The sequence below is a fragment of the Lignipirellula cremea genome (assembly GCF_056501455.1).
In genome coordinates, this window is sequence record NZ_CM151415.1 from 5,657,760 (window position 1) to 5,680,829 (window position 23,070).

The 23,070-nt window shown below is 63.8% G+C and carries 25 protein-coding genes; 13 read left to right on the top strand and 12 right to left on the bottom strand.

The features are described from left to right. Window positions 1-94: 94 nt before the first annotated feature. The 5 genes from SH602x_RS22195 to SH602x_RS22215 all read right to left on the bottom strand — a co-directional run bounded on the left by SH602x_RS22195 (window position 95) and on the right by SH602x_RS22215 (window position 4,596). Window positions 95-1,210 (bottom strand): UbiA family prenyltransferase, encoded by a 1,116-nt coding sequence (locus SH602x_RS22195; RefSeq protein ID WP_479474364.1) that lies wholly within the window; start codon window positions 1,208-1,210, stop codon window positions 95-97. 56 nt (window positions 1,211-1,266) lie between these two features. Next, window positions 1,267-1,701, bottom strand: coding sequence for a hypothetical protein (locus SH602x_RS22200; protein WP_479474365.1), 435 nt, complete (start codon window positions 1,699-1,701; stop codon window positions 1,267-1,269). An 11-nt stretch (window positions 1,702-1,712) separates the two neighbouring features. Next, window positions 1,713-2,696 carry an ABC transporter permease gene (locus SH602x_RS22205; RefSeq protein WP_479474366.1) on the bottom strand — a complete coding sequence of 328 codons (984 nt, stop codon included), beginning with the start codon at window positions 2,694-2,696 and terminating at the stop codon, window positions 1,713-1,715. Between the two features lie 3 nt (window positions 2,697-2,699). Next, window positions 2,700-3,500: an ABC transporter permease gene (locus SH602x_RS22210; protein ID WP_479477131.1), complete on the bottom strand. Its 801-nt coding sequence runs from the start codon at window positions 3,498-3,500 to the stop codon at window positions 2,700-2,702. 70 nt (window positions 3,501-3,570) lie between these two features. Beyond that, on the bottom strand, window positions 3,571-4,596 hold the full coding sequence (locus tag SH602x_RS22215) for an ABC transporter ATP-binding protein (protein WP_479474367.1): 1,026 nt from the start codon (window positions 4,594-4,596) through the stop codon (window positions 3,571-3,573). A gap of 125 nt (window positions 4,597-4,721) precedes the next feature. Between SH602x_RS22215 and SH602x_RS22220 the strand changes: the two genes are divergently transcribed. From SH602x_RS22220 to SH602x_RS22265, 10 genes are all read left to right on the top strand, one after another. Next, window positions 4,722-5,315, top strand: a complete 594-nt coding sequence (locus tag SH602x_RS22220) for a hypothetical protein (RefSeq protein ID WP_479474368.1) — start codon at window positions 4,722-4,724, stop codon at window positions 5,313-5,315. Between the two features lie 77 nt (window positions 5,316-5,392). Continuing rightward, the gene (gene ispF, locus SH602x_RS22225) at window positions 5,393-5,995 is read left to right on the top strand and encodes a 2-C-methyl-D-erythritol 2,4-cyclodiphosphate synthase (protein WP_479477132.1); all 603 of its coding nucleotides are present in this window, start codon (window positions 5,393-5,395) and stop codon (window positions 5,993-5,995) included. 93 nt (window positions 5,996-6,088) lie between these two features. Next, entirely contained in the window at window positions 6,089-7,642 is a 1,554-nt protein-coding gene (gene cysS / locus SH602x_RS22230; protein WP_479474369.1) for a cysteine--tRNA ligase, read from the top strand. A gap of 38 nt (window positions 7,643-7,680) precedes the next feature. Then, window positions 7,681-8,274, top strand: a complete 594-nt coding sequence (ruvC, locus tag SH602x_RS22235) for a crossover junction endodeoxyribonuclease RuvC (RefSeq protein ID WP_479474370.1) — start codon at window positions 7,681-7,683, stop codon at window positions 8,272-8,274. Between the two features lie 113 nt (window positions 8,275-8,387). Next, a complete protein-coding gene (gene ruvA, locus SH602x_RS22240) occupies window positions 8,388-9,023 on the top strand; it encodes a Holliday junction branch migration protein RuvA (protein ID WP_479474371.1) in 636 nt (211 codons plus the stop codon). Between the two features lie 26 nt (window positions 9,024-9,049). Continuing rightward, window positions 9,050-10,081 carry a hypothetical protein gene (locus SH602x_RS22245; protein ID WP_479474372.1) on the top strand — a complete coding sequence of 344 codons (1,032 nt, stop codon included), beginning with the start codon at window positions 9,050-9,052 and terminating at the stop codon, window positions 10,079-10,081. 190 nt (window positions 10,082-10,271) lie between these two features. Continuing rightward, window positions 10,272-11,330, top strand: a complete 1,059-nt coding sequence (gene ruvB, locus SH602x_RS22250; protein ID WP_479474373.1) for a Holliday junction branch migration DNA helicase RuvB — start codon at window positions 10,272-10,274, stop codon at window positions 11,328-11,330. 25 nt (window positions 11,331-11,355) lie between these two features. Beyond that, window positions 11,356-11,724, top strand: a complete 369-nt coding sequence (locus SH602x_RS22255) for a hypothetical protein (protein ID WP_479474374.1) — start codon at window positions 11,356-11,358, stop codon at window positions 11,722-11,724. 55 nt (window positions 11,725-11,779) lie between these two features. Beyond that, on the top strand, window positions 11,780-13,147 hold the full coding sequence (locus SH602x_RS22260) for a transposase (RefSeq protein ID WP_479472661.1): 1,368 nt from the start codon (window positions 11,780-11,782) through the stop codon (window positions 13,145-13,147). A 164-nt stretch (window positions 13,148-13,311) separates the two neighbouring features. After that, window positions 13,312-15,300: a hypothetical protein gene (locus tag SH602x_RS22265; RefSeq protein ID WP_479474375.1), complete on the top strand. Its 1,989-nt coding sequence runs from the start codon at window positions 13,312-13,314 to the stop codon at window positions 15,298-15,300. Window positions 15,301-15,309: 9 nt separating this feature from the next. Here the strand turns inward: SH602x_RS22265 and SH602x_RS22270 are convergent, their stop codons facing one another. From SH602x_RS22270 to SH602x_RS22295, 6 genes are all read right to left on the bottom strand, one after another. Continuing rightward, entirely contained in the window at window positions 15,310-16,059 is a 750-nt protein-coding gene (locus SH602x_RS22270) for an SDR family oxidoreductase (RefSeq protein ID WP_479474376.1), read from the bottom strand. 53 nt (window positions 16,060-16,112) lie between these two features. Then, the gene (locus tag SH602x_RS22275; RefSeq protein ID WP_479474377.1) at window positions 16,113-16,610 is read right to left on the bottom strand and encodes a DoxX family protein; all 498 of its coding nucleotides are present in this window, start codon (window positions 16,608-16,610) and stop codon (window positions 16,113-16,115) included. Then, window positions 16,607-17,443, bottom strand: a complete 837-nt coding sequence (gene sigJ, locus SH602x_RS22280; RefSeq protein ID WP_479474378.1) for an RNA polymerase sigma factor SigJ — start codon at window positions 17,441-17,443, stop codon at window positions 16,607-16,609. Before sigJ ends, SH602x_RS22275 begins: the two co-directional genes overlap by 4 nt. 53 nt (window positions 17,444-17,496) lie before the next feature. Beyond that, window positions 17,497-17,937, bottom strand: a complete 441-nt coding sequence (locus SH602x_RS22285; protein WP_479474379.1) for a cupin domain-containing protein — start codon at window positions 17,935-17,937, stop codon at window positions 17,497-17,499. Window positions 17,938-18,131: 194 nt separating this feature from the next. Continuing rightward, complete coding sequence (locus SH602x_RS22290; RefSeq protein WP_479474380.1) at window positions 18,132-19,508, bottom strand: protein kinase domain-containing protein; 1,377 nt, start codon at window positions 19,506-19,508, stop codon at window positions 18,132-18,134. Between the two features lie 175 nt (window positions 19,509-19,683). Further along, the gene (locus SH602x_RS22295; RefSeq protein ID WP_479474381.1) at window positions 19,684-20,196 is read right to left on the bottom strand and encodes a DUF4240 domain-containing protein; all 513 of its coding nucleotides are present in this window, start codon (window positions 20,194-20,196) and stop codon (window positions 19,684-19,686) included. A gap of 453 nt (window positions 20,197-20,649) precedes the next feature. Here SH602x_RS22295 and SH602x_RS22300 point away from each other — a divergent pair, with 453 nt between their 5' ends. Both SH602x_RS22300 and SH602x_RS22305 read left to right on the top strand, forming a co-directional pair. Beyond that, window positions 20,650-21,216, top strand: coding sequence for a DUF1579 domain-containing protein (locus tag SH602x_RS22300; protein WP_479474382.1), 567 nt, complete (start codon window positions 20,650-20,652; stop codon window positions 21,214-21,216). A 308-nt stretch (window positions 21,217-21,524) separates the two neighbouring features. Continuing rightward, window positions 21,525-21,980, top strand: coding sequence for a ferritin-like domain-containing protein (locus tag SH602x_RS22305; RefSeq protein WP_479474383.1), 456 nt, complete (start codon window positions 21,525-21,527; stop codon window positions 21,978-21,980). 92 nt (window positions 21,981-22,072) lie between these two features. Here SH602x_RS22305 and SH602x_RS22310 read toward each other — a convergent pair whose 3' ends face one another. Further along, a complete protein-coding gene (locus tag SH602x_RS22310; RefSeq protein ID WP_479470924.1) occupies window positions 22,073-22,468 on the bottom strand; it encodes a hypothetical protein in 396 nt (131 codons plus the stop codon). A 323-nt stretch (window positions 22,469-22,791) separates the two neighbouring features. Here SH602x_RS22310 and rpmF point away from each other — a divergent pair, with 323 nt between their 5' ends. Beyond that, window positions 22,792-22,989: a 50S ribosomal protein L32 gene (gene rpmF / locus SH602x_RS22315; protein WP_479470923.1), complete on the top strand. Its 198-nt coding sequence runs from the start codon at window positions 22,792-22,794 to the stop codon at window positions 22,987-22,989. The last annotated feature ends 81 nt before the right edge of the window (window positions 22,990-23,070 follow it).

A 23,070-nucleotide genomic window follows, 5' to 3' on the forward strand; every position in this document is an offset into this window, starting at 1 on the left:
GATCGGTCGCGAAGGCAGCTCGTGCGTGCGTTCGCTCGGGCGAGGGCCGACTCGGCGCCCGCCGGGAACAGTCTTGTACGAGCCTTCGATTCGATCAGGTGGAATAGACGGCCGTTCCGACCAGCAGCGCGGCGACGTAAAGCGCGGCCACCCCTGCCGCCTGCGTCGGCGTGCCCAGGGCGAGTACGAGCGTCGCGTCGAACAGGATCAGCGCCAGAATCGACCACTTCACCGCGTACTGCACGATTTCCGGCTTCGGATGACGAATCGCCCGAACGCACTCCCCGAAGACCGCGAAGGCGGAGATCACCAGAAGCAGCCCGGGCAGCAGGTAGTCGTAGCTGATCCTCAGCGGCATATCGAACGGGGCGTACCGCGGCCACCATGCCAGGAAGAAGACCCCGATGGCCATGATGACCGTTCCCAGGATCATCCAGGCCTTGGACGGATTCTCCGCTTCGGTCCGCGCGAAGCAGGTCAGACCGACGATGTAGGTCCCGATCCCCAGCGCGATCGTCCACTGCGCCGCGTCGAATCCGAGCGCGAGCAGCGACATCCCCGGAAAGGGCGCCGCGACGCTCATCCCGAGCAGCACGTTCAGGAGCCGGCATGACCCCATGACCAGCGGACCGGCGACCGTCGCCTTCGCGAAGCGGTCGTACAGCACGATCGCCCCGGCCAGCAGAATGCCGATCAGGCCGGGCCTCCAGAACAGAGAGCCCTGCCCCGTGACTTCGTCAGGCATCGCGAAGGCCCCGGCGACGACCGCCAGAACGACGCCTCCCGCGAGCAGCCCCCAGCCGAGACGCGTCGCGACGCCGAGCGGAATCTTCTCCGAAGGCAACGGGCGCTGCGGGCGTTCCTTCCGATCGATCTCGACGTCGAACACGTCGTTCAGAACCATGCCGGCCATGTAGAGCAGGGCCGACGCCGCGATCAGAATCGCCAGCGTCGGGAGCTGCACGTTACCGGCGGTCACCGCGACGTAACCCATCGTCACGTCGGCGACAGCGGTGAAGACGTTCGGCGCCCTGAGCAGGCGGAGGTACTCGATCCAGATCGGCGCCTGGGCCGCGGCAGCCTCTTTCGACGACTCGAGCGCCCTCCCGCTCGTCTCGCGACTGCCCGTCGATCCGCCTGCCGTCGCGAGTTTCGCCTTCGCCATCGAATCGCTTTCTTCCGCCCGGTGAACCTGTTCAGTCGGCGGCATCCGATTCCGCCGACCGCGTCGATTCTATCTGAGGGGGGAGAGCGCCTGAAGGACGGCTAATTCGAGCCGTCCGGTTCCTGGCGCTCCGTTGCGACCGCCGTGCGTCGTCGCCGTCGACGCACGAAATCGGACACGAAGCCCGTCGCGACCCCAAAGATGACGGAGTTGCAGACGAAGCCGAACAGAAAGCAAAGCGATATGACGAGCCCGATCCGATCCAGCGGCTCTTGAGATGGAAAAACTTGGTCGACCGGCACGAAAGGCGTCAGAGACGCTCCTAGACACAACGCCGGCAAAACAGCGAAGATCGCCAGCCAGCTTAGGCTTTGCCACTTCAGGAATAGAAAATGAAGTGCGAAAAAGACCTGAGCGGCAACGAGCGCGCTGACCCTTCCTCGAAACGAAAGCCAGAAAGCGAAGACGCAGACCGAGAGCAAAATAAGCGATAGATAGACGACCGAAACGACGAGCGGAAAAGCGAGGTCGTTCATCGCTGTCAGGCTCAACTGCTCGCGCTGCGATAACTTCGCAGAGCCGCTTTGAAGATCTGCCGGGAGGCGAACAGGCAGGCGGGCGCGGCGAGCAGAGCGAAGAGCATCAGCGGAATCTCCCACCATGCCTGCGGATGCAGGGGCCGGGCGAGCACCCGGGCGGGGACGTTCACCACCAGCAGCACCGGGATCAGAAACGTCAGCGTCGCCGAGAGCGGAACGCCCCAGCCGCGCCAGTAGATTTCCATCGGGTACCGCGAGAAGTTCGTGATGTAGAACCAGAAGTCATACAGGTTCTGGTTCCGCCCCAGCCAGATGCTCGTGGCCGCGAGCGCGATCGTCAGGCTGTACATGATCGCCACGCCGCAGGCCAGAAACGCGACGTACAGCAGGACCTGCACCGGCCCGACGTGCAGCGCCTTCTTCCGCTCGGTCGTCGTGGGCGAGAGGTCGGCCTGAGCTAGCGCGGCCTGCGCCTGGCTTCTAGGCTCTTCCGCTGCGACGGCCGCCGCGACGACGGACGGCGCGGGCTCTCGTGGATATGAAAGCTGATAGAGCGACACGCCGAGCAGCGCGAGCCCCACGGCGCCGTTGGTCAGGCTCGACCATTCCATTTTCCGGAGCGAGATCAGGAACTGGGTATCGACGGGCTTCAGCAGGGCGAAGTCGAGCCCGCCCGTGCGGATCAGTTCGCTGAACTCCTCCGCATTGGGCATGAAGAACGTTTCGACGGCGCTGTTGACCAGCATGGTCGTCGCCAGGAAGACGAAGAACTCCCACCGTCCCCAGCCCGTGTCGACGCCGATCCGGTCGGTGACCGAGAAGACGATCAGGTAGAAGCCGACGTTCATCATCGTCCACGACAACGACGAGACGCACTGGATCAGGAAGTTGGCGCGGAACGTCAGATCCCGCACCAGGCTGTTCCGCGCGAACGTCAGCCAGATCGCCAGATAGGCGGGCCGCACTCGCGGACTAAGAGTTTCGCCGTCCATGGGTCAGCCTCCGTATCCGCTGTAGCGCTGGAGGCCCCGGGCGTAGAGGACGCGCGAAAGCGCGAACAGGCCGACGACCCACGCCCCCTCGACGGCCAGACCGATCGCGAGCTCGGTCCCTTCGATCTTCCCCAGGAATACGGCTGCCGGAAAGTACGCGAGGTACTGAAACGGCAGCGCCGACACGATCGTGACCCACGGCTCGGGCAGGAAGTCGAGCGGGAACATATGGCCCGACAGGAAGAACGAAAACAGCATGTAGACGAACAGCAGCGAACTGATCTCCAGGAACCAGAAGGAGACGAGTCCGAGGCAGGTTTCCAGATAGAACCCCAACAGGAAGCCCAGCACGCACGACAGGCAGAACGCCGCGAAGATGTGCAGCGGCGGAAAGCCGTCCGGGAAGAAGTCGCGGCAGAGGAAGAAGACCAGCGCGAAGGGCAAGACCGCGATCGCGTAGTAGGCGATCTTATGCGCCACCCGCGACGCGAACAGAAAACTGATGAAGTCGATCGGCTGCACCAGGTACTTCTTGATCTCGCCGTCGCGAACCTGCCTGGCGATGCCCGACGATAGCCCCGGCATGCTGGAGAACGCCCGGCCCACCATCGTCAGCAGGAAGTAGGCGACGATCTCCTGATAGCCGAAGTTCTCGATCCGCGTTCCTTCGGCGTTGCCGTGCCCGATCGCCGAGTAGATGGCCCACCAGAGAAAGATCTGGGTCACGATCGGGAGGAACCGCATCAGCGTCCCGATCATGAAATCGCCGCGATAGACGAGCCGCTCTCCCAGAGCGATTCGCATCACGGTCCACCAGGTAGTCGCAGAATTCAAAGCGGCGGCGAACAAGGTTCTTGTCTCGATCAGGAACGACTTAACTCGCCACCGCTACCGCCGACTTCGTTCCGCTCTTCTCCTCCGGCGGGTTCACCTGCGCGAACAGCGCGGCGATGACCTCTTCCAGCGGCGGATCCTCGACCGAGACGTCCTCGACCGCGTACTTCGCGAACAGGTCGGCCAGGACTTTCGTCACCAGCGTCCGCTCGATCTTCAGCTTGGCCTTCGGCGGATGAGCGTCGAGGACTTCGCCGTAGGAGGCCAGATCCTCGGGCAGCGAGTCGCCGGCGAATTGCAGCGTCACCACCTTTGACGAGCTGAACTGGTCGACGATCCCGGAGAGCGATCCGTCGTACTGAATCCGGCCCTGCGCGATGATCACCGCCCGCTGGCAAAGGGCGGCGACGTCCTTCATGTAGTGGCTCGTCAGCAGGATCGTGATCTTGCGGATCCGCTGGTAGGCCTTCAGGAAGTGCTGGATGTTGTGCTGGGCGACTACGTCGAGGCCGATCGTCGGCTCGTCCAGGAACAGCACCTCGGGCGAATGGAGCAGCGCCGCGGTCAGCTCCATCTTCATTCGCTCGCCCAGCGACAGCTCCCGGACGGGCTGCTTGAGCAGGCGCTTCGTGTCGAGCAGCTCGGTCAACTCGTCAAGCGTCTTTTCGAACTGCCCCTTCTCGATGCGATAAATCTGCTGGTGGAGGCGAAACGACTCCTGAGCCGGCAGGTCCCACCAGAGCTGGTTCTTCTGCCCCATCACCAAGGCGAACCGCCGGCGGTACTCGTTCTCCCGCTTCCACGGAACGTGCCCCATCACCCGGGCGGTTCCCGACGTCGGGGTGATCACGCCGGAGAGGAGCTTCAGCGTCGTCGTCTTGCCGGCGCCGTTGGGCCCGAGGAAGGCGACGAACTCGCCCTCTTCCACGGTCAGGTCGATGCCGCGGACCGCCTCGACCGTTCGCATCTCGCGCTTCCAGAGGCCTTCCAGCGAGGCCCAGAGCCCCTCGCGCTTCTGGTAGACCTGGTAGGTCTTAACGAGATTCTCGATTTCGATGATCGCCATAACCGGCTCATTGTATCCGGCAAACCTCCTGGCGAGCGGAGGGCGCGAATCCTCGGAGTTCGTCGCTGCGAATCGCTATTGGTTACAATCGCGAAATATCGATTCCTCGGGACGACGATTCAGCGATGGTCGAAATCCGATTCTCCGGCGACGCCCTGTGGGCACGAATCGAGCGAGCCGTGGAGAAAGTCAAGGATCGCATGCTCCGGGCTGCCGGCGCTTTGGAGTCCGCCGGCGTCCCCTATGCCGTGGTCGGCGGGAACGCCGTGCAGTTCTGGGTCGCGCAGATCGACGAGGCCGCGGTTCGCAACACGAAGGACGTCGACGTCGCGATCCGGCGTCGCGATTTCAAATCGGCCAAAGCGGCGCTTGAAGCTGTCGGTTTCCGCCATCGCGTCGTGCAGGACGTGGATATGTTTTTGGACGGGCCCGATGCTAGTCCTCGCGACGCTGTGCACGTCGTGTTCGCAGGAGAGAAGGTACGACCGAACTACGCGGAACCGGCGCCTGACGTTGAACCGTACGCCGCCATGCCCGGCGGGCGTACTCTGCCGCTGGAAGCGCTCGTGCGGATGAAACTCACGTCTTACCGTCGTCACGACCAGACGCACATTGTGGATATGATCTCGGTCGGCCTCATCGACGAAACCTGGCTCGATCGCGTTCCGCCCTCGCTTCGCGACCGTCTGCAACAATTGCTCGACGATCCCGACGGCTAAGCCGTCGCGACCGCGTCGCCAAACTGGGCGATCTGCGGCAAGGATCGCGATTGTTCCGCTTCGCCAGCGCCGCTAGAATGCGGCCCAATTGGCGCCCAGGGTCCGTCCGCTCTCCTCGGAGAACGCCGGGATTCGGCGTCGCTTCGCCCGTTCGTTCACGGAGGACGATCCTGAGTTCTCGCCGACAGATCCGCATCGGCCTGGGCTATGACCGACATCGCCTGGGACCTGGCGAAAATCCTCTGCTGCTGGGCGGGGTCGAAGTCGCTTTCGATCGCGTTCTGATCGGTCACTCCGACGCGGACGTGCTGCTGCATGCAGTCACCGACGCCGTGCTGGGAGCTGCCGGGCTGGGCGATATCGGGGAACTGTTTCCCAACGACGACGCGCGAAACCTTCGCCGCGACTCGGCGGAGATGCTCTCCCTCGCATGGCAGTCGGTCCGCTCCAGCGGATGGAACCTCGTCAACCTGGACATCGTCGTCCTGGCGCAGGCGCCGAAGATCTCGCCGTACAAGGACGCCATCCGCCGTCGCATCGCCGAAGTTCTCGGCGTCGAACCCGAACAGATCAACCTCAAGGGCAAGACGGGCGAAGAGGTCGGGACCATCGGTCGAGGCGAGTCGATCGACGTTCACTGCGTCGCGCTCCTCGAACGGGTCACGGAAGACGACGCCTGAACTCGACCGTTCGCTTCGCTCTCCGACGGCCCCCTGCCCTGCCCCGAAACGGATTTCCCTTCTCCTACCGAGACGCTTCCCCGGTCGTTATCCATGTCGATCCGCATCTACAACACGCTGACCCGCAACAAAGAGACCTTCGAACCCGTCAATCCGGGCAAGGTCGGGATCTATCTCTGCGGTCCGACGGTCTACAAGGAATCGCACATCGGCCACATGGTGGGGCCGGTGATCTTCGACACGGTTAAGCGCTACCTCGTTCACTCGGGTTACGACGTCACCTGGGTCGTCAACATCACCGACGTCGACGACAAGCTCATCGCCGAATCGAACCGCCGCGGCATCACGATGGCCGCCGTCGCGGAGGAGATGACCAAGGACTACCTGAAGAACCTCGCCTCGCTGGGCGTGGACGGCATCGACAAGATGCCGAAGGCGACCGAGCACATCGGCGGCATCGTCAAGATGATCGAAAGCCTGATCGAGCGGGGCTTCGCCTACCCCGTCGAGGGCGACGTCTTCTTCGACGTCACGAAGGACGACGACTACGGCAAGCTCTCCAACCGCTCCGCCGAAAGCCAGCAGGGCGAAGGGGGCGAAGCCGCGTCGAAGAAGCGCAACTCGGGCGACTTCGCTCTCTGGAAGGCGGCCAAGCCGGGCGAGCCTTCGTGGGACAGCCCCTGGGGCAAGGGTCGCCCCGGCTGGCATATCGAATGCTCCGCGATGGCGAGCGCCCTGCTCGGCGAAACGTTCGACGTCCACGGCGGCGGGCTCGACCTGCTCTTCCCGCATCACGAGAACGAGATCGCCCAGTCGGAATGCTGTCACGGCAAGCCGATGGTGAAGTACTGGATGCACAACGGCCTGATGCGGAAGTCCGCCGCGGGCAAGATCGGCGGCAAGTCCGATCGAGAACCGGGCGCCGGCGACATCGACAATCCGGAGCAGGCGAAGGAAGAGAAGATCAGCCGCTCTAAGGGGGCGGGCGGTCTCGCCGAACTGGTCGCCAAGGAGGGGGCGGAGAAGATCCGCTTCTTCCTGCTTCGCACGCACTACCGCAGCACGATCGTCTTCGACGACAAGGAACTGGTCGACGCGGGGACGTCGCTGGAGACCTTCTATCGCCTGTTCGAGCGGGTCGAGCGGATCCTGGGCAAGTCGTTCTACGACCTGCCCCTCCACCAGACCCGCAAGGCGGGCGAGATCGAGAAGGGCAAGCACAAGCTGACCGACGAAGTCGCAGTGGTCCGCGAGCGCTTCCTCGACAAGATGGACGACGACTTCAACACGGGCGCCGCGACCAGCGAGCTGTTCGACCTGGTCCGCCTGCTGAACCGGTCGATCGACGAGAAGAAGCTGGAAGAGCCGACCGCTAAGTCCGAAGACAAGGCCGCGTTTGAACGGGCCTGCGTCGCGCTCCGCGAACTGACCGGCATCCTGGGCATCTTCCGCGCCGCGCCGGCGAAGGCGTCCAGCGCCGACTCGGGCATGACCGACGACCTGATGACGCTGCTGATCGATCTGCGCCAGGTCGCGCGGCAGACGAAGAACTTCCAGATGGCGGACATGATCCGCGACCGGCTGACCAGCCTCGGCGTCACCCTGGAAGATCGCAAGGAAGGCACCGTCTGGCGACAGGGTGCGTAGCGACAGGAAACGCGAGCATGACGACCGGTAGAACTGGCATGACGACTGGCAAGGCTACCGGTAAACCGAGCACGACGTTCAGCCTGAAGGCCAAGTTCGCGGACGGCGCCCGGATCGTCGGCATCGACCCCGGTCTCAACATCACCGGTTACGGCGCAATCGAAATTCAGGCCGGCAAGGCGACGCTGCTGGAAGCGGGCGTCCTGCGACCCGGTTCGGCGCGAAAGCCGATCGAGCGACGGCTGCTGGAACTGTACGACAGCCTGTCCGAAGCCCTGACCGAGATCCGCCCCGTCGCGGTCGCGATCGAGCAGCTCTTCAGCCACTACGAGATTCCGCGCACCGCGATCCTGATGGGCCACGCGCGGGGCGTGATCTGTCTCGCCGCGGCGAAGCATGACGTGCCCGTCTTCTCCTACGCCCCGGCCCAGGTCAAGAAGACCCTCACCGGCGGCGGTCGCGCGGACAAGTCGCAGATGCAGCGGGCCATCGCGCGGGAGTTCGGTCTGGCCCAGGCGCCCGAGCCCGCCGACGTCGCGGATGCCCTGGCGATCGCGCTCTGTCACTTCTTTCTGGGCGGAAGTGGGGCGAACGAAGACGAGCCGGACGAAGTCGAAACGCCGACGAAGTGAAGTCTCTCCTGAGCGGGGCACGTAAATCCCCCGAGTCTTCGGCCCAACGCAAGATTCGGACTCGGGGGGTTTACACCCCCCGCTCAGATAACACATACCGCCGAAAGCCCTCCGTGATCTCTCGCATCTCCGGCAAACTGGTTCGCGTCGAGGAAGAGTTCGCGTTCCTCGAAGTGCCCCCGTTTCAATACGAAGTCTTCATCAGCGAGAACGCCCGGCGGCACTTGCAGGGGGAGATCGGCAACGTCGTCGAACTCCACACGCTGCATTACCTGGATGGGAACGCCGCGTCGGGCGGCAAGCTGGTCCCCCGGCTGGTCGGCTTCCTGAACCCGGCGGAGAAGGAGTTCTTCGAACTCTTCTGCTCGGTCGACGGCGTCGGCGTGAAGAAGGCGCTCCGGGCGATGGTCCGCCCCGTCCGCGACATCGCGATCGCGATCGAGGAACAGGACGCCAAGCTGCTCGCTTCGCTCCCCGGCGTGGGACCCGCGACGGCGGAGCGGGTCGTCGCGAAGCTCAGGCGCAAGATGCCGAAGTTCGCCCTCCTCGTCGGTCGCGAAGACTCCCGCGCCGCCAGCGATATCCAGCCCGACGTGCTGGCCGACACGTTCCAGATCCTCCTCACGCTCGGCCACTCCGAATCCGAAGCCCGCAAGCTGATCGACGGCGCCCTCGCCGGCAAGAAGAAGTTCAAGGACGTCGATGAACTCCTCAAGACGATCTACGAACGGGAACACGGGACGGGGTGAATGGGCCGCGCAAAAACTTTCGGACGATGAAGTATTCCTTTCGGGCGAAACTGTTCGAGACGCAGGCGCTGCTCGCGGAAGCGAACGAGCCGCGGTGGTCCGGCGTGCTGGCGGACCTGCTCGCTCGCTACGATCAGTCGCCGTCGGGAGTGCGCAAAAGCCTGCTCTCGTTGTACGCGCACAACGACTCGTTCAGCGATTTCGCGCTGGAGGCAGGCGACGGAGCGACCGAAACGAGTCGCCGGTTCGATCGACTGCGGGCCGAGCTCCATCGGGCCTGCGTCGATGAGGAGAACGCGGCGAACGGCATCGCAGACGATGAAGGAATCGATTTCCGCCAGCTCGCGATCGAGATCGCGATCGTCGCCGTCCTGCTGTTCCTTCTGGAATTCGCCGTCCTGACGAACGTCGGCTACTTCGCCGGGCCGTTCGCGTACGTCGAGGCGGCGTTGCGGGCGCTCGGCGGGTCCGTCGCCGTGTGCGCTTCGTACCGCACGCTGCGCACGATCCTTCGAGAGCAGCAGCCGCAGGGACCCGGCCAGTACGTCGCGCTCGGCCTCGGCACGATGGTCGTCTACTTCGCGGCTGTCGACCTGTTCTTCGCGATCTGGTCTCGCCTGGGGCTCGGCCTTCCCGCGATCGACTCGTTCAACCTGGCGATCGACTGCGCAGGGGTCGCCCTGCCTGCCGCGGCGATGTTCTACGGCGCGGGACAGACGTCGCCGCAATCGCCGTGGCGTTTCGCGCTGCTCGCCGGAGCGTTCCTCTTCGGGACGTACCTCGTGCCGGCGGGACTGTACGCGATCCAGTGGGCGGCTCTCGTCGCGGTCGGCCCGGTCGATCTGATCGACGGAGTCGCCTTTCTGGCTTCCGTGATTTCGATGTTCGTCTTGGGGTTCGCCGGCCTCGGCTGGCTCGCGTATTTAATCGGCATCTACTCTCGCGAACGCTCGAACGGCGAACGCTTCCCCTGGATGCACTACGCCCCCCTTGCGATGTGGGGGCTGTCGCTTCTGGCACACGCGATGATTGCGGTACAGTTCGCGCTCCGCGGTTGAATCCTGCCACTCCGATGTCGGAAGCGAAGAGTTGAGAAGTCGCCCGAACGCCCTGAACTATCCCGTTTCCGGGGCCGGCGATACGATGGAGGCTTCGGGAGCGCCTGTGCAGGCGTCGGCGGAGGAGGGCTTCTGCGCGACGAAGCCCCTGGCCCCCGATTGACGGACGGTACGACCGCGAGGGAGCGAGATGGCCCGGGAAAAGATCCTTTCCGCTGCGAGCGTGCTCGCCGCGCCGACGACGGCGCCGGCGATTCAGGAAAACGAGCCCGACGGCGTTCTGCGTCCGCAACGACTGGCCGAGGTGGTGGGCCAGCGATCCGTCTGCGAACGGCTGGAGATCGCCGTCAATGCCGCGACCAAGCGGGGCGACGCGCTCGGCCACGTCCTGCTCGACGGGCCGCCCGGTCTGGGCAAAACGACGTTCGCGACCTGCATCCCGCGGGAGATGGGCGTCGAGGTCCAGCTCACCAGCGGCCCGGTGCTCAAAGCGCCGCGCGATCTGGTCCCCTACCTGACCAACGCGGGCGAGCGGTCGGTCCTGTTCATCGATGAAATCCATCGCATCCCGCGAGCGGTCGAGGAATACCTCTACACCGCGATGGAGGATTTCCGGATCGACTTCGTGATCGGCGAGGGGATCAGCGCCCGCACGATCAACATGCCGCTGAAGCCCTTCACGCTGATCGGCGCGACCACCCGCGCCGGCATGCTGTCGGGCCCGCTCCGCGACCGCTTTCACATCCGGGAGCACCTGGAGTTCTATGACGTCCCGGATCTGAAGGAGATCGTCCTTCGCAACGCGAAGAAGCTGCAGATCCCCATCGACGACGCGGCGGCGGAAGAGGTCGCTCGCCGGGCGCGCGGCACGCCCCGCATCGCCAACACGCATCTCTACTGGATCCGCGACTACGCCCAGAGCGAGGCCGACGGGCGGATCAACCTGGCCGTGACGCTCGCCGCGCTGAAGATGTCGGGCGTGGACGAGATCGGCCTCGACCGGCAGGACCGGCGCTATCTCGAGACGCTGATCCGCTCTTTCGGCGGCGGACCTGCGGGCGTGGAAGCGATCGCCCACACGATGAATACGTCGCCCGACACGCTCTCCGACGACGTCGAGCCCTTCCTGCTCCGCTCCGAGTACATCACCCGCACCCCCCGCGGTCGCGTCGCCGGCCTGAAAGCCTTCCAGCATCTCAAGCTGACGATGCCCGCAGGTTTCGGGACGGGCGGAGCGATGTTCGAGTAACGCTCGCGTACCCCCTGTAGCCGCAATGGATACGCTCGACGTCTTGATGCGAGTCCGACCTCCTCGTGTCGCCTTAGTCATCAACAAGCGATCGCCGCTGCGAAGCTTGCTGGAGGCAATTACCTTTTCGAGCCGGCTGTGGGGCGGCGCCTATCACTGGATTGTTCCCGCAAATAGCGCACAGACCTCTCCCGACGCAGAAGCTCTTCTTACGGCGTATCGGCCTGACTACGTCTTTGGGAAAGACATCGACGATCACTACTGGGCGTCGATCGCGGAGAGGGTCTGCCAGCCGAGGAGCTACATGCGGCTCACTTCTGAGCTGGCGCGACGTCCTAGCGAGGCCTACGTTCTCGACCTTCCGCACGTCTTTTATCCGCTAACAGCCCGTTGATTTTCGCCCTGCCTGCGCTATCCTCGCGTGATCTCGACGCGGGGGAGGAATCGCGATGGGCTTGGGCAAGCGGAAGCGGGAGACGCAGGGGACGTTCTGGGTTCCGACGGACAAGCTGGGGAGCGGTCCGCGAAACGTCTTCTACGACCGTCTGAACGGGCTGCTGGCCGAGATCGAATTCGACGGACGGCTCGAAGAGGCGGCCGCTCCGTACTACGAAACGACGGGGCGAAAGAGCCTGGCGCCGGGCGTCTACTTCCGGATGCTGTTCATCGGTTACTTCGAGGGGATCGACAGCCAGCGCGGCATCGCCTGGCGCTGCGACGACAGTCGCTCGCTGGCCCGTTTCCTGGGCTTCGGTCCCGGCGAGGAGACGCCGGACCATTCGACGCTCACGCTGACGCGAAACCGGCTGCCGCTGGAGATCCATCAGCTCGCGTTCGACCTGGTTCTCGGCCTCTGCCACGAGAAGGGTCTGCTCAAGGGCAAAACGCTCGGCGTCGACGCCAGCGATCTCGAAGCGAACGCTTCGATGAAGTCGATCGTCCGCCGGGAGAACGGCGACGACTGGCAGGAGTACGTTCGCAAGCTCTACGAAGCCGAAACGGGCGTAAGCGACCCGGACGACGAGGAGCTGCGCCGCTTCGACAGGAAGCGGAAGGACAAGAAGGTCTCCAACGACGAGTGGGTCAATCCGCACGATCCCGACGCTCGGATCGGGAAGATGAAGGACGGTCGCACGCATCTCAAGTACAAGGTCGAACACGCCGTCGATCTGGAGACGGACGTGATCGTCGCGGCGGAAGTCTACGAAGGGACCGCCGGCGACTGCCGGACGATCGAAGATACCGTGAACGCCGCGCGAACGAACCTGCGCGAGGCGGGCACGGGCTGCGACGTGGAAGAGGTCGCGGCGGACAAGGGCTATCACAGCGAAGAGTCGCTCGACCGGCTGCAGCACGAGACGCACGTGCGGACGTATATTCCGCAGCCGAAGCGAGCGAAGTCTCGGAAGCGAAAACGCAAGCCGCCGAGTCGTCAGGCGGCCTATCGTCGCAATCGCCGGAACGCGCGCGGACGTCGCGGTCGCAGGCTGCAGCGTCTACGAAGCGAGAAGGTCGAGCGGACGTTCGCGCACGTGCTCGAAACGGGCGGCGGCAGGAGAACCTGGCTTCGCGGGCTGGCCAAGATCCGCAAGCGCTACCTCGTCGCCGCCGTCGCTTACAACTTGGGACGGATCCTGCGCCAACTCCTCGGCGCCGGTAAGCCGAAACAGTTCGGAGAACTGGGAGCAGCGCTTTCCGCCGCGTTTGGGCTCTCCAGCTTCGCTGATTTCGCCGTCGGATCGCATCGAGCGATCTTAAGCATCTCGGTCGCCGTCCGGCTCCCGCTCCTGATGCCTCGACGCTCAGCGACCTTTTGAACGCTCAGGCTCTCGCGAACAGGGAAATCAACGGACTGCTAACCCACTTGCGTCGCGAGCAGCACATACACGCGGACAAGTGCAGAACTCTCATCGCTCGCGAGTTTAAGCACGAGTCGTTGGTCTCGGCCTGCGGTGCCGCGCTCTTTGGAAACTCGGATCCAGTGGCTGAAGCCTTTGTGGAAGGCAAGTTCTCCTCTTTTGCCAAGGAATCGACCTTCGCGGACCTAATTCGTCAGCACTCGCAAGACATACGCTGGAACCGGATGTCGTGGATCGAATGCACGATGCTTAAGCTAACTTCCTTCTGTCCAAACGCCTTCAGTTCCGAGCCAACAATTGTAGTGGTGCGACAACCGATCGAGGACCTAGCCCTGTTTTGGAATCTTCGCTCCCGCTACGGTGCCACTCGCGACAGCTGGATTATACCTGTGCCAGCATTTCAGCTCCAGAAGCCTGACGTTATTCGAGCTATAAGCGACTGGCTGAACGCGATCCGGGAACGCCGGTCGAGTTTTAATTACTGCAATCTTATCTCTGTCGGCATGAAGGCGAGCGAAGGCATCGCGCTATCGCGTCGACTGCTTAGCAACCTCAGAGCGCACAATATTCGCTTCGTTGACTTCGCCGCGACGAAATATTTTACCTCGCCAATCTTTTATCAATCGGAACACACGCAAGGCGTGCGAATTCAGGGAAGTCGAGCGACGTTTAAGCCGCCAGAGTTCGAGGAATTCGGTGAGGCGGGCGCACCACGTTCATCATTCGTCGACATCGTTGGAGCGGTTGGAAGTCGCCGTTCGTTTAAAGACATTCGACTTCCTCGGCGAACCTCGATGCACAGGCTGCTCAATTTGCCCTCACCTCCCAGCCTCGGGGCTTACAGCCTTCCCCGGGTCGGGGAGGGGCCGGACTGCATCAACGTGAGGTGCTGGTCGAGTGACAAACTATTTGACATCTCGATTCCGTCCGATGAAGAAGTAATTTGCTCACTTCTTCGTGATGCAAGCATTGTCCCGAGCTTCGACGAGAAGCGAAACCTCTATGAGCCCGCGATCCAGCGATTCAATAGCCTCGACGCATGTGCCAATGCTTTGAGCGGCAAGAGTGGAGAAATCCTTCGATATCTGTCACGACAACCGCGGATGTACAGCGAAATCCTGCGAGAGTGCCGCCTTGGAGAAGGAGTCATCACTGATACCGTGAAGTGGATCGAACCGATGCTCGATCGGTTCTCGCCAACTGAGGCCGACATTGTACGCAAGCGATTCGCTTATCAGTCTGCTGAGACGGGACACGGAGACGGGTCGGTTCGTGGCTTCCTAGACATGTGGCAGAGACAAGACGTCATTGATATCTTCGCAAAGCTCGGACCGTGTGCGACCTGCGGTCGCCATTCGTTCGTATCTGAACTGCGCCTTAGCGAGTCGGCTTCCTGCTCAAACTGCGGGGCGGTGATCCCCTCGTCTCCTTCGGTTTTCATGGCGTACAGGGTAAAGGAGAATGTTGCGCTCGCGTTAGGACAGGGCCTGACTACGGTCGCACAAACGGGTCGGCTTCTTAAGGAATTGACGAGTCGCGGCTTTCAGTGGGTGCCGGGCATCAAGTATGCCTTCGGCGAGAAGCGAGGCGATATCGATATCGCTGCGAGCTGCGATGGCCATCTGGTGCTTTGCGAGTGCAAGAGTATCCCAAGTAACGAGCGACAGGCTCGTGCTGAGTGGGATAAGTCGCACCAGCAGATTTCCGACCTGATCAACGTCGCCGCAGCATGTCGTGCGAGCTTGGTAGTGCTAGCCGTAAATGTCGACGCGATTCCCAGCGACCTCGTCGAATCCCTGACTGCAAAGGCTTGGAGTGGCCTGTCGCTCTGCTTTCTGACCAAATCGACTCTAGAGACTGGTCATATGCGCCTGCTAATAGGCGATCGCACGGCACCCGCGTCTATTGGAGATCTGATTGCGCAGAGTCATCCGCCATTGAAGCAAGTGCTTTATGACGGAACTCGCAAGCTCCGTTCAGGCGGCGGAGAATTACGCCGCGTAGGCAAGAAGTTGCCTTACGCGGCGTTGACTGCTTCCCGAGTCCGCCGGGCAACTCTTGGCAACTCCGCTGGAACAGTACGTTCTCGTCGGCCGACTCCGCCCGTCTGATACGGAGAACTAAGCTTGCGCCGAGTTCAACCAATCCTCGAACTTCGCGGCGCCGAGGCGCTTCTCGCCGCCGGGAACGAGCGAGCGATCGTCGACCGCGGCGCCGAAGTAGCGGGCGGAGGAGTCGGTCGCGACGGGGCGGGAATCGAGCTTCGCCGCGAGATAGCGCCGCGCGAGGTCGTCCATCCGGATCGGCTCGGGCCCGGCCAGATCGACGATGCCGTTCGCCGGATCGGCGAGCGCGACGTCGGCCAGCGCGGTTGCGACGTCGGCTGACGCGATCGGCTGCATCATCGCGGAGGGGAGACGAATCGCGGCGCCGTCGAAGCTTCCCTCGGCGATGGCGCCCACGAATTCGAAGAACTGCGTCGCACGCACGATCGTGAAGGGGACGCCGCCGCTGGCGATCAGGTTCTCCTGCGCGACTTTCGCCCGCATGTAGCCGCTGTCGGGAATGCGGTCGGCGCCGACGACCGAGAGAGCGACATGATGGCCGACGCCGGCCGCCGCTTCCGCCTGAAGCAGGTTGGCCGTCGATGATTGGAAGAAGTTCAGGACCGCCCCATCTTCGAACGAGGGGGAGTTCGATACGTCGACGACGACCTGCACGCCGGCCATCGCCTGGGCCAGGCCTTCGCCCGTGACGGCGTTCACGCCCGATGACGGCGACGCCGCGACGGCTTCATGGCCCTGCTCGCGCAAACGAGCGACGACTTGCCTGCCGATCAGACCGGTGCCGCCGATGACCAGGATCTTCATATCTTCTCTCCTGAAATAGGTCCCGCGATTGCGGGAAGGATCGACCGAAACGTTCAATGCGAAAGCGAGTCTGACGGAGCCTCGACAGGACGCGAGTTCCGACTCACGGCGGCCAGCAGGAACGCGGCGCCGGCTGCCGATAGGACGGAGTAATCGAGCGGCGGCTTGGGACCGAGCGCGCCGAACATCGCGAGCGCGAACGTCGTCAGCAGCAATCCCGCGGCGAGCGCGAACCATCGCAGGCGCCAGCCCGCGATCAGGCCGATCGCGAGGACCACTTCGGCGATCGTCGCCGCCCAGCCGACGGGCGAAATCAGCGACGGCGGAAGGAACCAGTTCAGCAGCGCGACGTACTCCTCGTACTTCGGCACGCTCCCCCATGCGACGCCCTCGGCGCCCGGCGGGCCCCAGATTCCGAACCGGTCGGCGACCGCCGAGAGAAACGCCGCGGCCAGCGCCAGGCGCACGAACGAGCCGGCGAGCATGACCCGTCGTTCGTAAGGGAACGCGCCGCGATCGGCGGTATCGGAAGGGTCGCTCGTCTGGGTCATTCGACGTCCACTTTCGACCAGCGGGTCAGCTTGTCAGGGTTCCGCATGACGTAGACCGCATGCACGCGTTCGTGAACGTGAAACGAGAAGATGGCCAGGATCTTCTCCTCGTCAGCGAACAGGAGCCCCGGCTCGCCGTTCACCGAGGTCGGGGTCATGCGGCTGTTCTTGTGCTTGCGAAAGACGCCGGCGAGGAACCGGGCTGAGCGGGTCGGTCCGCTGATGACGACCCGCGCGGCGAACGCCTTGCCTCCGCCGTCGGAACGGATCTCCGCATCCTCGGCCAGCATCCCTTCGATCGCCGCCAGGTCCCCTGCCCTGCAGGCGGCGACGAACTGTTCGGCCAATCGGCTCGCCCGCTCGGCATCCGCGCGGAAGCGAGTCTCCTCGAGTCCCAGCCGCCGGCGGGCCCGGCTGACCATCTGCCGGACGCTCGCTTCGGATTTGCCGAGGAACTCGCCGATCTCGGCGTACTCGTAATCGAACACCGTCCGCAGGAGCAGGGCCGCCCGCTCATTCGGCGACAGGCGTTCCAGCAGGAGCAGAAACGCCTGGGTCAGCGACTCCGCGAAGTCCGACGTTTCGCCGTGCGTTTCGACCGGCTCAGGCACCCAGGGGCCGATGTACGTCGTGCGGCGTCGGGTCCGCAGCCGATCGATACAGAGCCGGGTCGTCGCGCGGACGAGGAACCCCTCGGGCGACGTCACGTGCTCGGCCGTCTGCAGTCGCAGAAAGGCGTCCTGCACGGCGTCCTCGGCATCGGCGACGCTCCCCAGCATGCGGTAAGCGATCGACATCATCCGCGGTCGAAACTCGTCCAGCCCTTCCGCCATGACGCCCTCACCCGCTTCACGAAGAGGAACCGCGACACGAACGCTCCGCGGCCTCAAGGCTCCGCCTTCTCCGGCACGGCGATTTCCTTCTCGCCGCGGGGATGGAGCACGAACGCGATCAGCCGGGTCTTGCCCTCGGAGGAAGGATTCTTCGACACGCGGTGCAGGCACCCGGTCGGTTCGTAGAAGGTCTCGCCCGCGCGGAACGTCTTCGTCGGCTGATCGTCGATGCCGAGTTCGTATTCTCCTTCGGCAACGTACACGAATCCCGGGCCGGGATGGCGATGCGGAAGTCCGGCTTCTCCCGGTCCGATCGTCACCTCGACGACCGTCACGGCGGCCTCCTTGCCGTCGAGCTTCTCCACGATCTCGGCGGTCGAAAGGACCTTCACCGATTCGCCGTCTTCGTGATGGGGAGCCGCCGCCATGACGCCGGCTCCGATCGCGATGCCGACGCCGATTCCCAAAGCCAGTTTGATCGGACCGCGAATCATGATCGTTCCTTCGCGTTGGAGACTCCCCCTCGCGAGGCTGCTGCCTCGTCTTTCAGCAGCAAGGACGATCGAGCGACCCGTTCTGTGACGGCGCCGCGAACATGATTGCCGGGATTCGCCATTCGCCGGTGAGCGCCGGGAGGGCGGTCGCAAAGGGCTTCGACTGCGTGGAAACCGACGCCCCGGTCACGAGGTCACGGAAACGCTTCGATCCGCTTCGTGACGTCGCGGGCGACGGCGTAGATGGCGCGGTCTTCGGGCCAGGCCTGGGCGTTCCACTCGAACCAGAGGTAGCGACCGTCCGCGCGGCGATAGCGGTTGCGGAACCGCACGCACTGGCTGCCGAAGGCGAGCGACGTGCACTGGTCGACGGTCTTCTGCCGATCGTCCGGATGGACGAAGTCGATGAAGGGTCGCGAGACGAGTTCCGTCGCGCTGTACCCCAGCGCGCGCGGGAAGTTCTCGTTCACGCGCAGGAAGAAGCCGTCGTAGGAGGCGATGCAGAACAGGTCGAGCGACAGGTCGAAGAACCGGACGAGGTCCTTCTCCGCCCGACGCTGGTCGGTGTGGAGATAGGAATCGAGCACCTCGACCACCTCCGCCGCGTCCGCCGGTCGATCCTCCGGACGCTTCGACAGACACCATCGCGTCAGCGCGATCAGGTCGACGGCGACCTGCGTCGACTCGAGTCGGGCCAGCACCTCCTGGGTGTCCGCGCTGGCGGCTTTCCTGAAGACCTCGCTGCCGTAGGCTCCGTCGTAGGGCGGACGCCCGGTGAGAATCTCGCACAGGATCGCCCCCAGGCCGAAAACGTCCGACCGCTTGCTGATCCGCTCGTTCTCGCCGCGGGCCTGCTCCGGCGGAAGATACGCCGGCGTCCCGAACACCGTTCCGAACTGCGTCAGCCGGGCGTCGCCGTCCGCGGGCAACGCCATCGCGGGACAGAAGCGGTTCACGGCGACTTTCTCCGCGGGCTCGCCCAGAATCTTCGCCGATCCCCAGTCAGCGACCTTCACGATTCCGAAGGTGCCGACGATCACGTTCGAGGGCTTCAGGTCGCGATGGATGATGCCCTCTTCATGGGCGTACGCCATCGTCTCGCAGATCTGAAGGTAGACGCTCAGGATTCGCGACAGATCGGCGACCAGGCTCGCCCGGCGCCCGAGGATCCGATCGAACGACTCGCCCCGGACGTGACCCATCACGAAGTAGGGCCGCCCGTCGGATGACGTTCCCACCTCGTGGATCGGCACGATGCCGGGATGTTGCAGCCGGCTTCCGATGCGGGCTTCTTTCAGGAATCGTCCGACGACTTCTCGATTACGGTCGTGCTTCGGGAGCAGTCGCTTGATCGCCACCTTGCGATTGAGCAGCGAGTCCCAGCCCTCGTTCACGACCCCCACGCCGCCGCGACCGATTTCCGGTCCGATGAAGTAGCGTTCCAGCGGATCGAGCGGCTCGTTCGCAGCGAGAACGTGCCCGTTATGCGAAGCGCCATCCCCCGGCGGCGCTGCCGTCAGACCGGGATCGAAATCGCCGGAGTCAGTCGCATCGTTCGGAGGACGTGACATTCCGTTCGGTCGTCCTGCTGCGACATAGAGTTCGGAACCATCTTCCACGCAAACGAAAACGCATCGAATCCCTTTGTTGTATCCAGGTTTTCGTCCATCAAGCGGAAATATTGCGGCGCCAAGGGGGAAATCCTTAGCCTCAATGGGGTCCCCCTACTCTGCATGCACTACCACGTCACTGGTGCGGAGGGCGATTGCGAGAGGCGGGGAACGGGGGCTGGTTGAGGACCGCCCGTCGCGATCCGCCGCCCGTGAAATCCTGCAGCAGGGCCCCGCTCCAACGCAGGCGATCTGCGGCGGTGAGATCCTTTCCGTCGAGCACCGCGAAACCGACGCCTGACAGATCGCTTCCCCGGATCTTCGGCAGCACGTCCGTGCGGAGTTTCGACAGCAACTCCGGCTGCTCGACCGCCGTCTCGACCGCCCCCCTGCCGAGCAGGATCAGCCAGTCGCAGAACAGGGCCAGGTCGTCTTCCGTCGCGGCTCGACCGAGGAGCCGCGCGAGGGCGGCGCCCAGCGGCTCGGAATCGAGTTCCTTCGCGACGAACGCCCGATGACGCTCGAACGCGACGGCCTGCTGGACGTCGAATCGGGCCAGCCGCTTCACGATCGCGGCGACATGCGTCTTGGCGTCATCGCGGCGCGGACGCGACGACTCGATCAGGCGCCAGAATTCGTCGCGGTTCATCAGGCAACCGGCGGAAGCGAACCAGAGACAGGCGAACGAGAAGAGAGAGGCGTCGCATATCTGACGCGAGGTTCCCCTGACAGAAACCCTACCTTACGAGCCGTCCGGGCGACGTGCAGAACGTCCGGTTTCGCCCTCGACGGTCCGACTCGCGCAGAAAAAGTCGATCTCCGCCCCCCGAAAAGCTGGAACGGGATCCGCCGGATTAGTATACTCTCGATCAGTAACGCGGAGCCGCTTTCCCGAGTCCGCCGCGAGGGGCTCTCCAACCGGCTTCCTGAACGCGCCAGTTCGACGCTCGAAAGCCGCTGGAAGATCTTCGAACTTTCATGTCATCGGAGCGCGCGTTCGTTCGACGCACGGATAGAACGATTGATCGATGCAGCGTGAATCGACGGATTGCCGGGGCGTTCCCGGACCGTCGCTGAATGCAGGTTTGCCGGGAGAGATTCCATGAAGACGTCGCTGTGGGTTTCGCTGTTCTCGCTGACGCTGCTGCTGTCGGCGACCCTGATCCGGGCCGAGGAAGAAGCCCAGCAACCTTTCCCTGAGCCCGGCCCGGAGCAGAAGCTCCTCGCCAAGATGGAGGGCGAGTGGGACACGAAGATGAAGTGCCAGATGGGGCCGACCGGCGACGGACCGGTCGAGGGGAGCGGGACCTACACCGCCAAGATGGACCTCAACGGCTACTTCCTGGTTTGCGATCTCCGGGCGACGCTCGGGCCGATGCCGTTCGAAGGCCGCGCGATCACCGGCTACGACCCCTGGAAGAAGAAGTACGTCGGCACGTGGGTCGACTCGATGAGCCCGTCGCTCTACACGATCGAAGGCGAGTGGGACAAAGCAGGCAAGGTCTACACCGAGACGATCGAGGGCCCCGATCCGACCGGCAAGCCGATGAAGTTCTCGATGATCACCGAGATCAAGGACGCCGATCACATCGCTTCGAAGATGGTCATGCCGGGCGAGGACGGCAAGGAAATGGTCATGATGGAGATGACCTACACCCGGAAGAAGTAAGCCACGTAGCCGCAGCAGCGCTTACTTGACCCGACGCCGGAGCCGCTTTCCAGAAGCGCTCCGGCGTTCCGCTTTTCCGCCCGGCGGCGCCGCGGTCGCCGACTTGAGAATCAGTTCAGCGAGAACCCGGGCCCCTCCCCGAACAATCGAGACCGGCTCTCAGCGATACGAATCTAACGTTTTACTGCGCAAGGGCTTAAATCGATCTGGACAGCGCTCGTCCAGGCGCTAAGATGCCTGCGGTTCGGAGGCGTTTTCACGGACGAATCTTCGCCTCGCACGTACATCGCCAGCAGAGGAAACGGATCATGGAATACGGCAAGGTCATCGATAAGCTCAACGAAGCGCTCAAGCACGAATGGACCGGCGTCGCCCAGTACGCTCAGGCCGGGTTCCTCGTCACGGGCATCTGGCGCGAGGTTTACTCCGCCAAGTTCCTCGAAAACGCCGAAGAATCGTTCGGCCACGCCAAGCTCGTCGGCGACAAGATCGTCGCGCTGGGCGGCATCCCGACCTGCGAACGGGAACCGATCAAGCAGACGCACGATCTGAAGGAAATGCTCGAAAACGCCCTGGCGTTCGAGATGGCCGCCGTTCGCGTCTACACCGAGGCGCTGGCTGTCGCCGAGGGCGATCGGGCGCTGGTCGTCTTCCTTGAGGACATGCTCAAGGCCGAACAGGAAGGCGTCGACGAATTCGTCAAGATCGTCCGCGACCTGCCGCAGATCGCCAAGGAACAGGAACAGCTCCACAAGGCGGGCTGAGCCGGTTCGCGTTCGAGTCGATTACGAGAAAAGGCCGTCGTTCGCTCGGAACGACGGCCTTTTCTCGTTTCGTCTTATGATCGGTAGTTCGCTCAGGCGCTGCCGACGTGAACCGTTTCGCGATCGTGCGACTCGACGGCGGGGCGTCGCGGCGGACGCTTGTCGGTTTCGGCGAACGCGCCGAAAACGTTCCGCAGCCCGGCAGCCTGCTCGCTGGTGATCGGCACGCGGTGTTGCGTGAACCAGCCGATCCGCTCCGCCCAGGACTGGTAACAAAGCTCGAACGCCGCCTCGGGTTCCGGCGCCGCCTGCGGGCGAGCGTTGCGGAACGCCTCGAACGAGAGAATCTCCCCGTCGGACGATTCCTCGTCGAACGACGCGGGACCCTTCGCAGCCGCGGCGGGCGCAGATTCCACGCGCAGAGCGAGGATGCGCTCGTCAGCGGACTTGCCGGGCAAAACGGCCAGCACGGTGCGGGAGAAGGTCATCGGCGGGCGGGAAGGCAGGCTCGAACTTGAGATTCAATATCATCATGCTAAGCATTCCGCCTGCTCAGTCAAGCCAGATTCGCCGGACAGAGCTTGATGCGATCTTCCCTCATCGATGCCGGACGGACGCGCGGTACCCCGACGGTCTCCCGGAATCCGTAAGCCGGGCGCCGGTCGATCCTTGACCCATCCCACGGACGCCGATACCTTATGCCCTTTCTGATCCGGGTGCGGTTCGGCCGTTTCTCCGGGACTTTCGGCGCTCACGCCTTTTGGCGCTCACGCGCTGCTGCGACCGTTTTTCGATCCAGGACGACGTTTCGATGGCCGTTCCCAAGCGCAAGAGTTCCAATTCCCGGACCGGCGCCCGTCGCTCGCATCACGCCAAGACGCCGCGTCAGCTCTCGACCTGCCCCAAGTGCAGCGAGCAGATCCCGACGCACGTCGTCTGCCCGACTTGCGGCTATTACATGGGTCGCGTGGTCGTCGACATGACGCCCGAGGAAGAAAAGACGGCCTGATCAGGCTCGTCCGGCGTTCTCCTCGTCATCGGTTCGCTCGTGCGCGACAGGCTCCGTCGCGGCGCTGACGTAATCTCTGCG

Coding starts and splice junctions, on each gene's coding strand:
- SH602x_RS22195 (WP_479474364.1), bottom strand. CDS start 1,210: ATGCCGCCGACTGAACAGGTTCACCGGGCGGAAGAAAGCGATTCGATG.
- SH602x_RS22200 (WP_479474365.1), bottom strand. CDS start 1,701: ATGAACGACCTCGCTTTTCCGCTCGTCGTTTCGGTCGTCTATCTATCG.
- SH602x_RS22205 (WP_479474366.1), bottom strand. CDS start 2,696: ATGGACGGCGAAACTCTTAGTCCGCGAGTGCGGCCCGCCTATCTGGCG.
- SH602x_RS22210 (WP_479477131.1), bottom strand. CDS start 3,500: ATGCGAATCGCTCTGGGAGAGCGGCTCGTCTATCGCGGCGATTTCATG.
- SH602x_RS22215 (WP_479474367.1), bottom strand. CDS start 4,596: ATGGCGATCATCGAAATCGAGAATCTCGTTAAGACCTACCAGGTCTAC.
- SH602x_RS22220 (WP_479474368.1), top strand. CDS start 4,722: ATGGTCGAAATCCGATTCTCCGGCGACGCCCTGTGGGCACGAATCGAG.
- ispF (WP_479477132.1), top strand. CDS start 5,393: ATGCGGCCCAATTGGCGCCCAGGGTCCGTCCGCTCTCCTCGGAGAACG.
- cysS (WP_479474369.1), top strand. CDS start 6,089: ATGTCGATCCGCATCTACAACACGCTGACCCGCAACAAAGAGACCTTC.
- ruvC (WP_479474370.1), top strand. CDS start 7,681: ATGACGACTGGCAAGGCTACCGGTAAACCGAGCACGACGTTCAGCCTG.
- SH602x_RS22245 (WP_479474372.1), top strand. CDS start 9,050: ATGAAGTATTCCTTTCGGGCGAAACTGTTCGAGACGCAGGCGCTGCTC.
- ruvB (WP_479474373.1), top strand. CDS start 10,272: ATGGCCCGGGAAAAGATCCTTTCCGCTGCGAGCGTGCTCGCCGCGCCG.
- SH602x_RS22255 (WP_479474374.1), top strand. CDS start 11,356: ATGGATACGCTCGACGTCTTGATGCGAGTCCGACCTCCTCGTGTCGCC.
- SH602x_RS22260 (WP_479472661.1), top strand. CDS start 11,780: ATGGGCTTGGGCAAGCGGAAGCGGGAGACGCAGGGGACGTTCTGGGTT.
- SH602x_RS22270 (WP_479474376.1), bottom strand. CDS start 16,059: ATGAAGATCCTGGTCATCGGCGGCACCGGTCTGATCGGCAGGCAAGTC.
- SH602x_RS22275 (WP_479474377.1), bottom strand. CDS start 16,610: ATGACCCAGACGAGCGACCCTTCCGATACCGCCGATCGCGGCGCGTTC.
- sigJ (WP_479474378.1), bottom strand. CDS start 17,443: ATGGCGGAAGGGCTGGACGAGTTTCGACCGCGGATGATGTCGATCGCT.
- SH602x_RS22285 (WP_479474379.1), bottom strand. CDS start 17,937: ATGATTCGCGGTCCGATCAAACTGGCTTTGGGAATCGGCGTCGGCATC.
- SH602x_RS22290 (WP_479474380.1), bottom strand. CDS start 19,508: ATGTCACGTCCTCCGAACGATGCGACTGACTCCGGCGATTTCGATCCC.
- SH602x_RS22295 (WP_479474381.1), bottom strand. CDS start 20,196: ATGAACCGCGACGAATTCTGGCGCCTGATCGAGTCGTCGCGTCCGCGC.
- SH602x_RS22300 (WP_479474382.1), top strand. CDS start 20,650: ATGAAGACGTCGCTGTGGGTTTCGCTGTTCTCGCTGACGCTGCTGCTG.
- SH602x_RS22305 (WP_479474383.1), top strand. CDS start 21,525: ATGGAATACGGCAAGGTCATCGATAAGCTCAACGAAGCGCTCAAGCAC.
- SH602x_RS22310 (WP_479470924.1), bottom strand. CDS start 22,468: ATGACCTTCTCCCGCACCGTGCTGGCCGTTTTGCCCGGCAAGTCCGCT.
- rpmF (WP_479470923.1), top strand. CDS start 22,792: ATGGCCGTTCCCAAGCGCAAGAGTTCCAATTCCCGGACCGGCGCCCGT.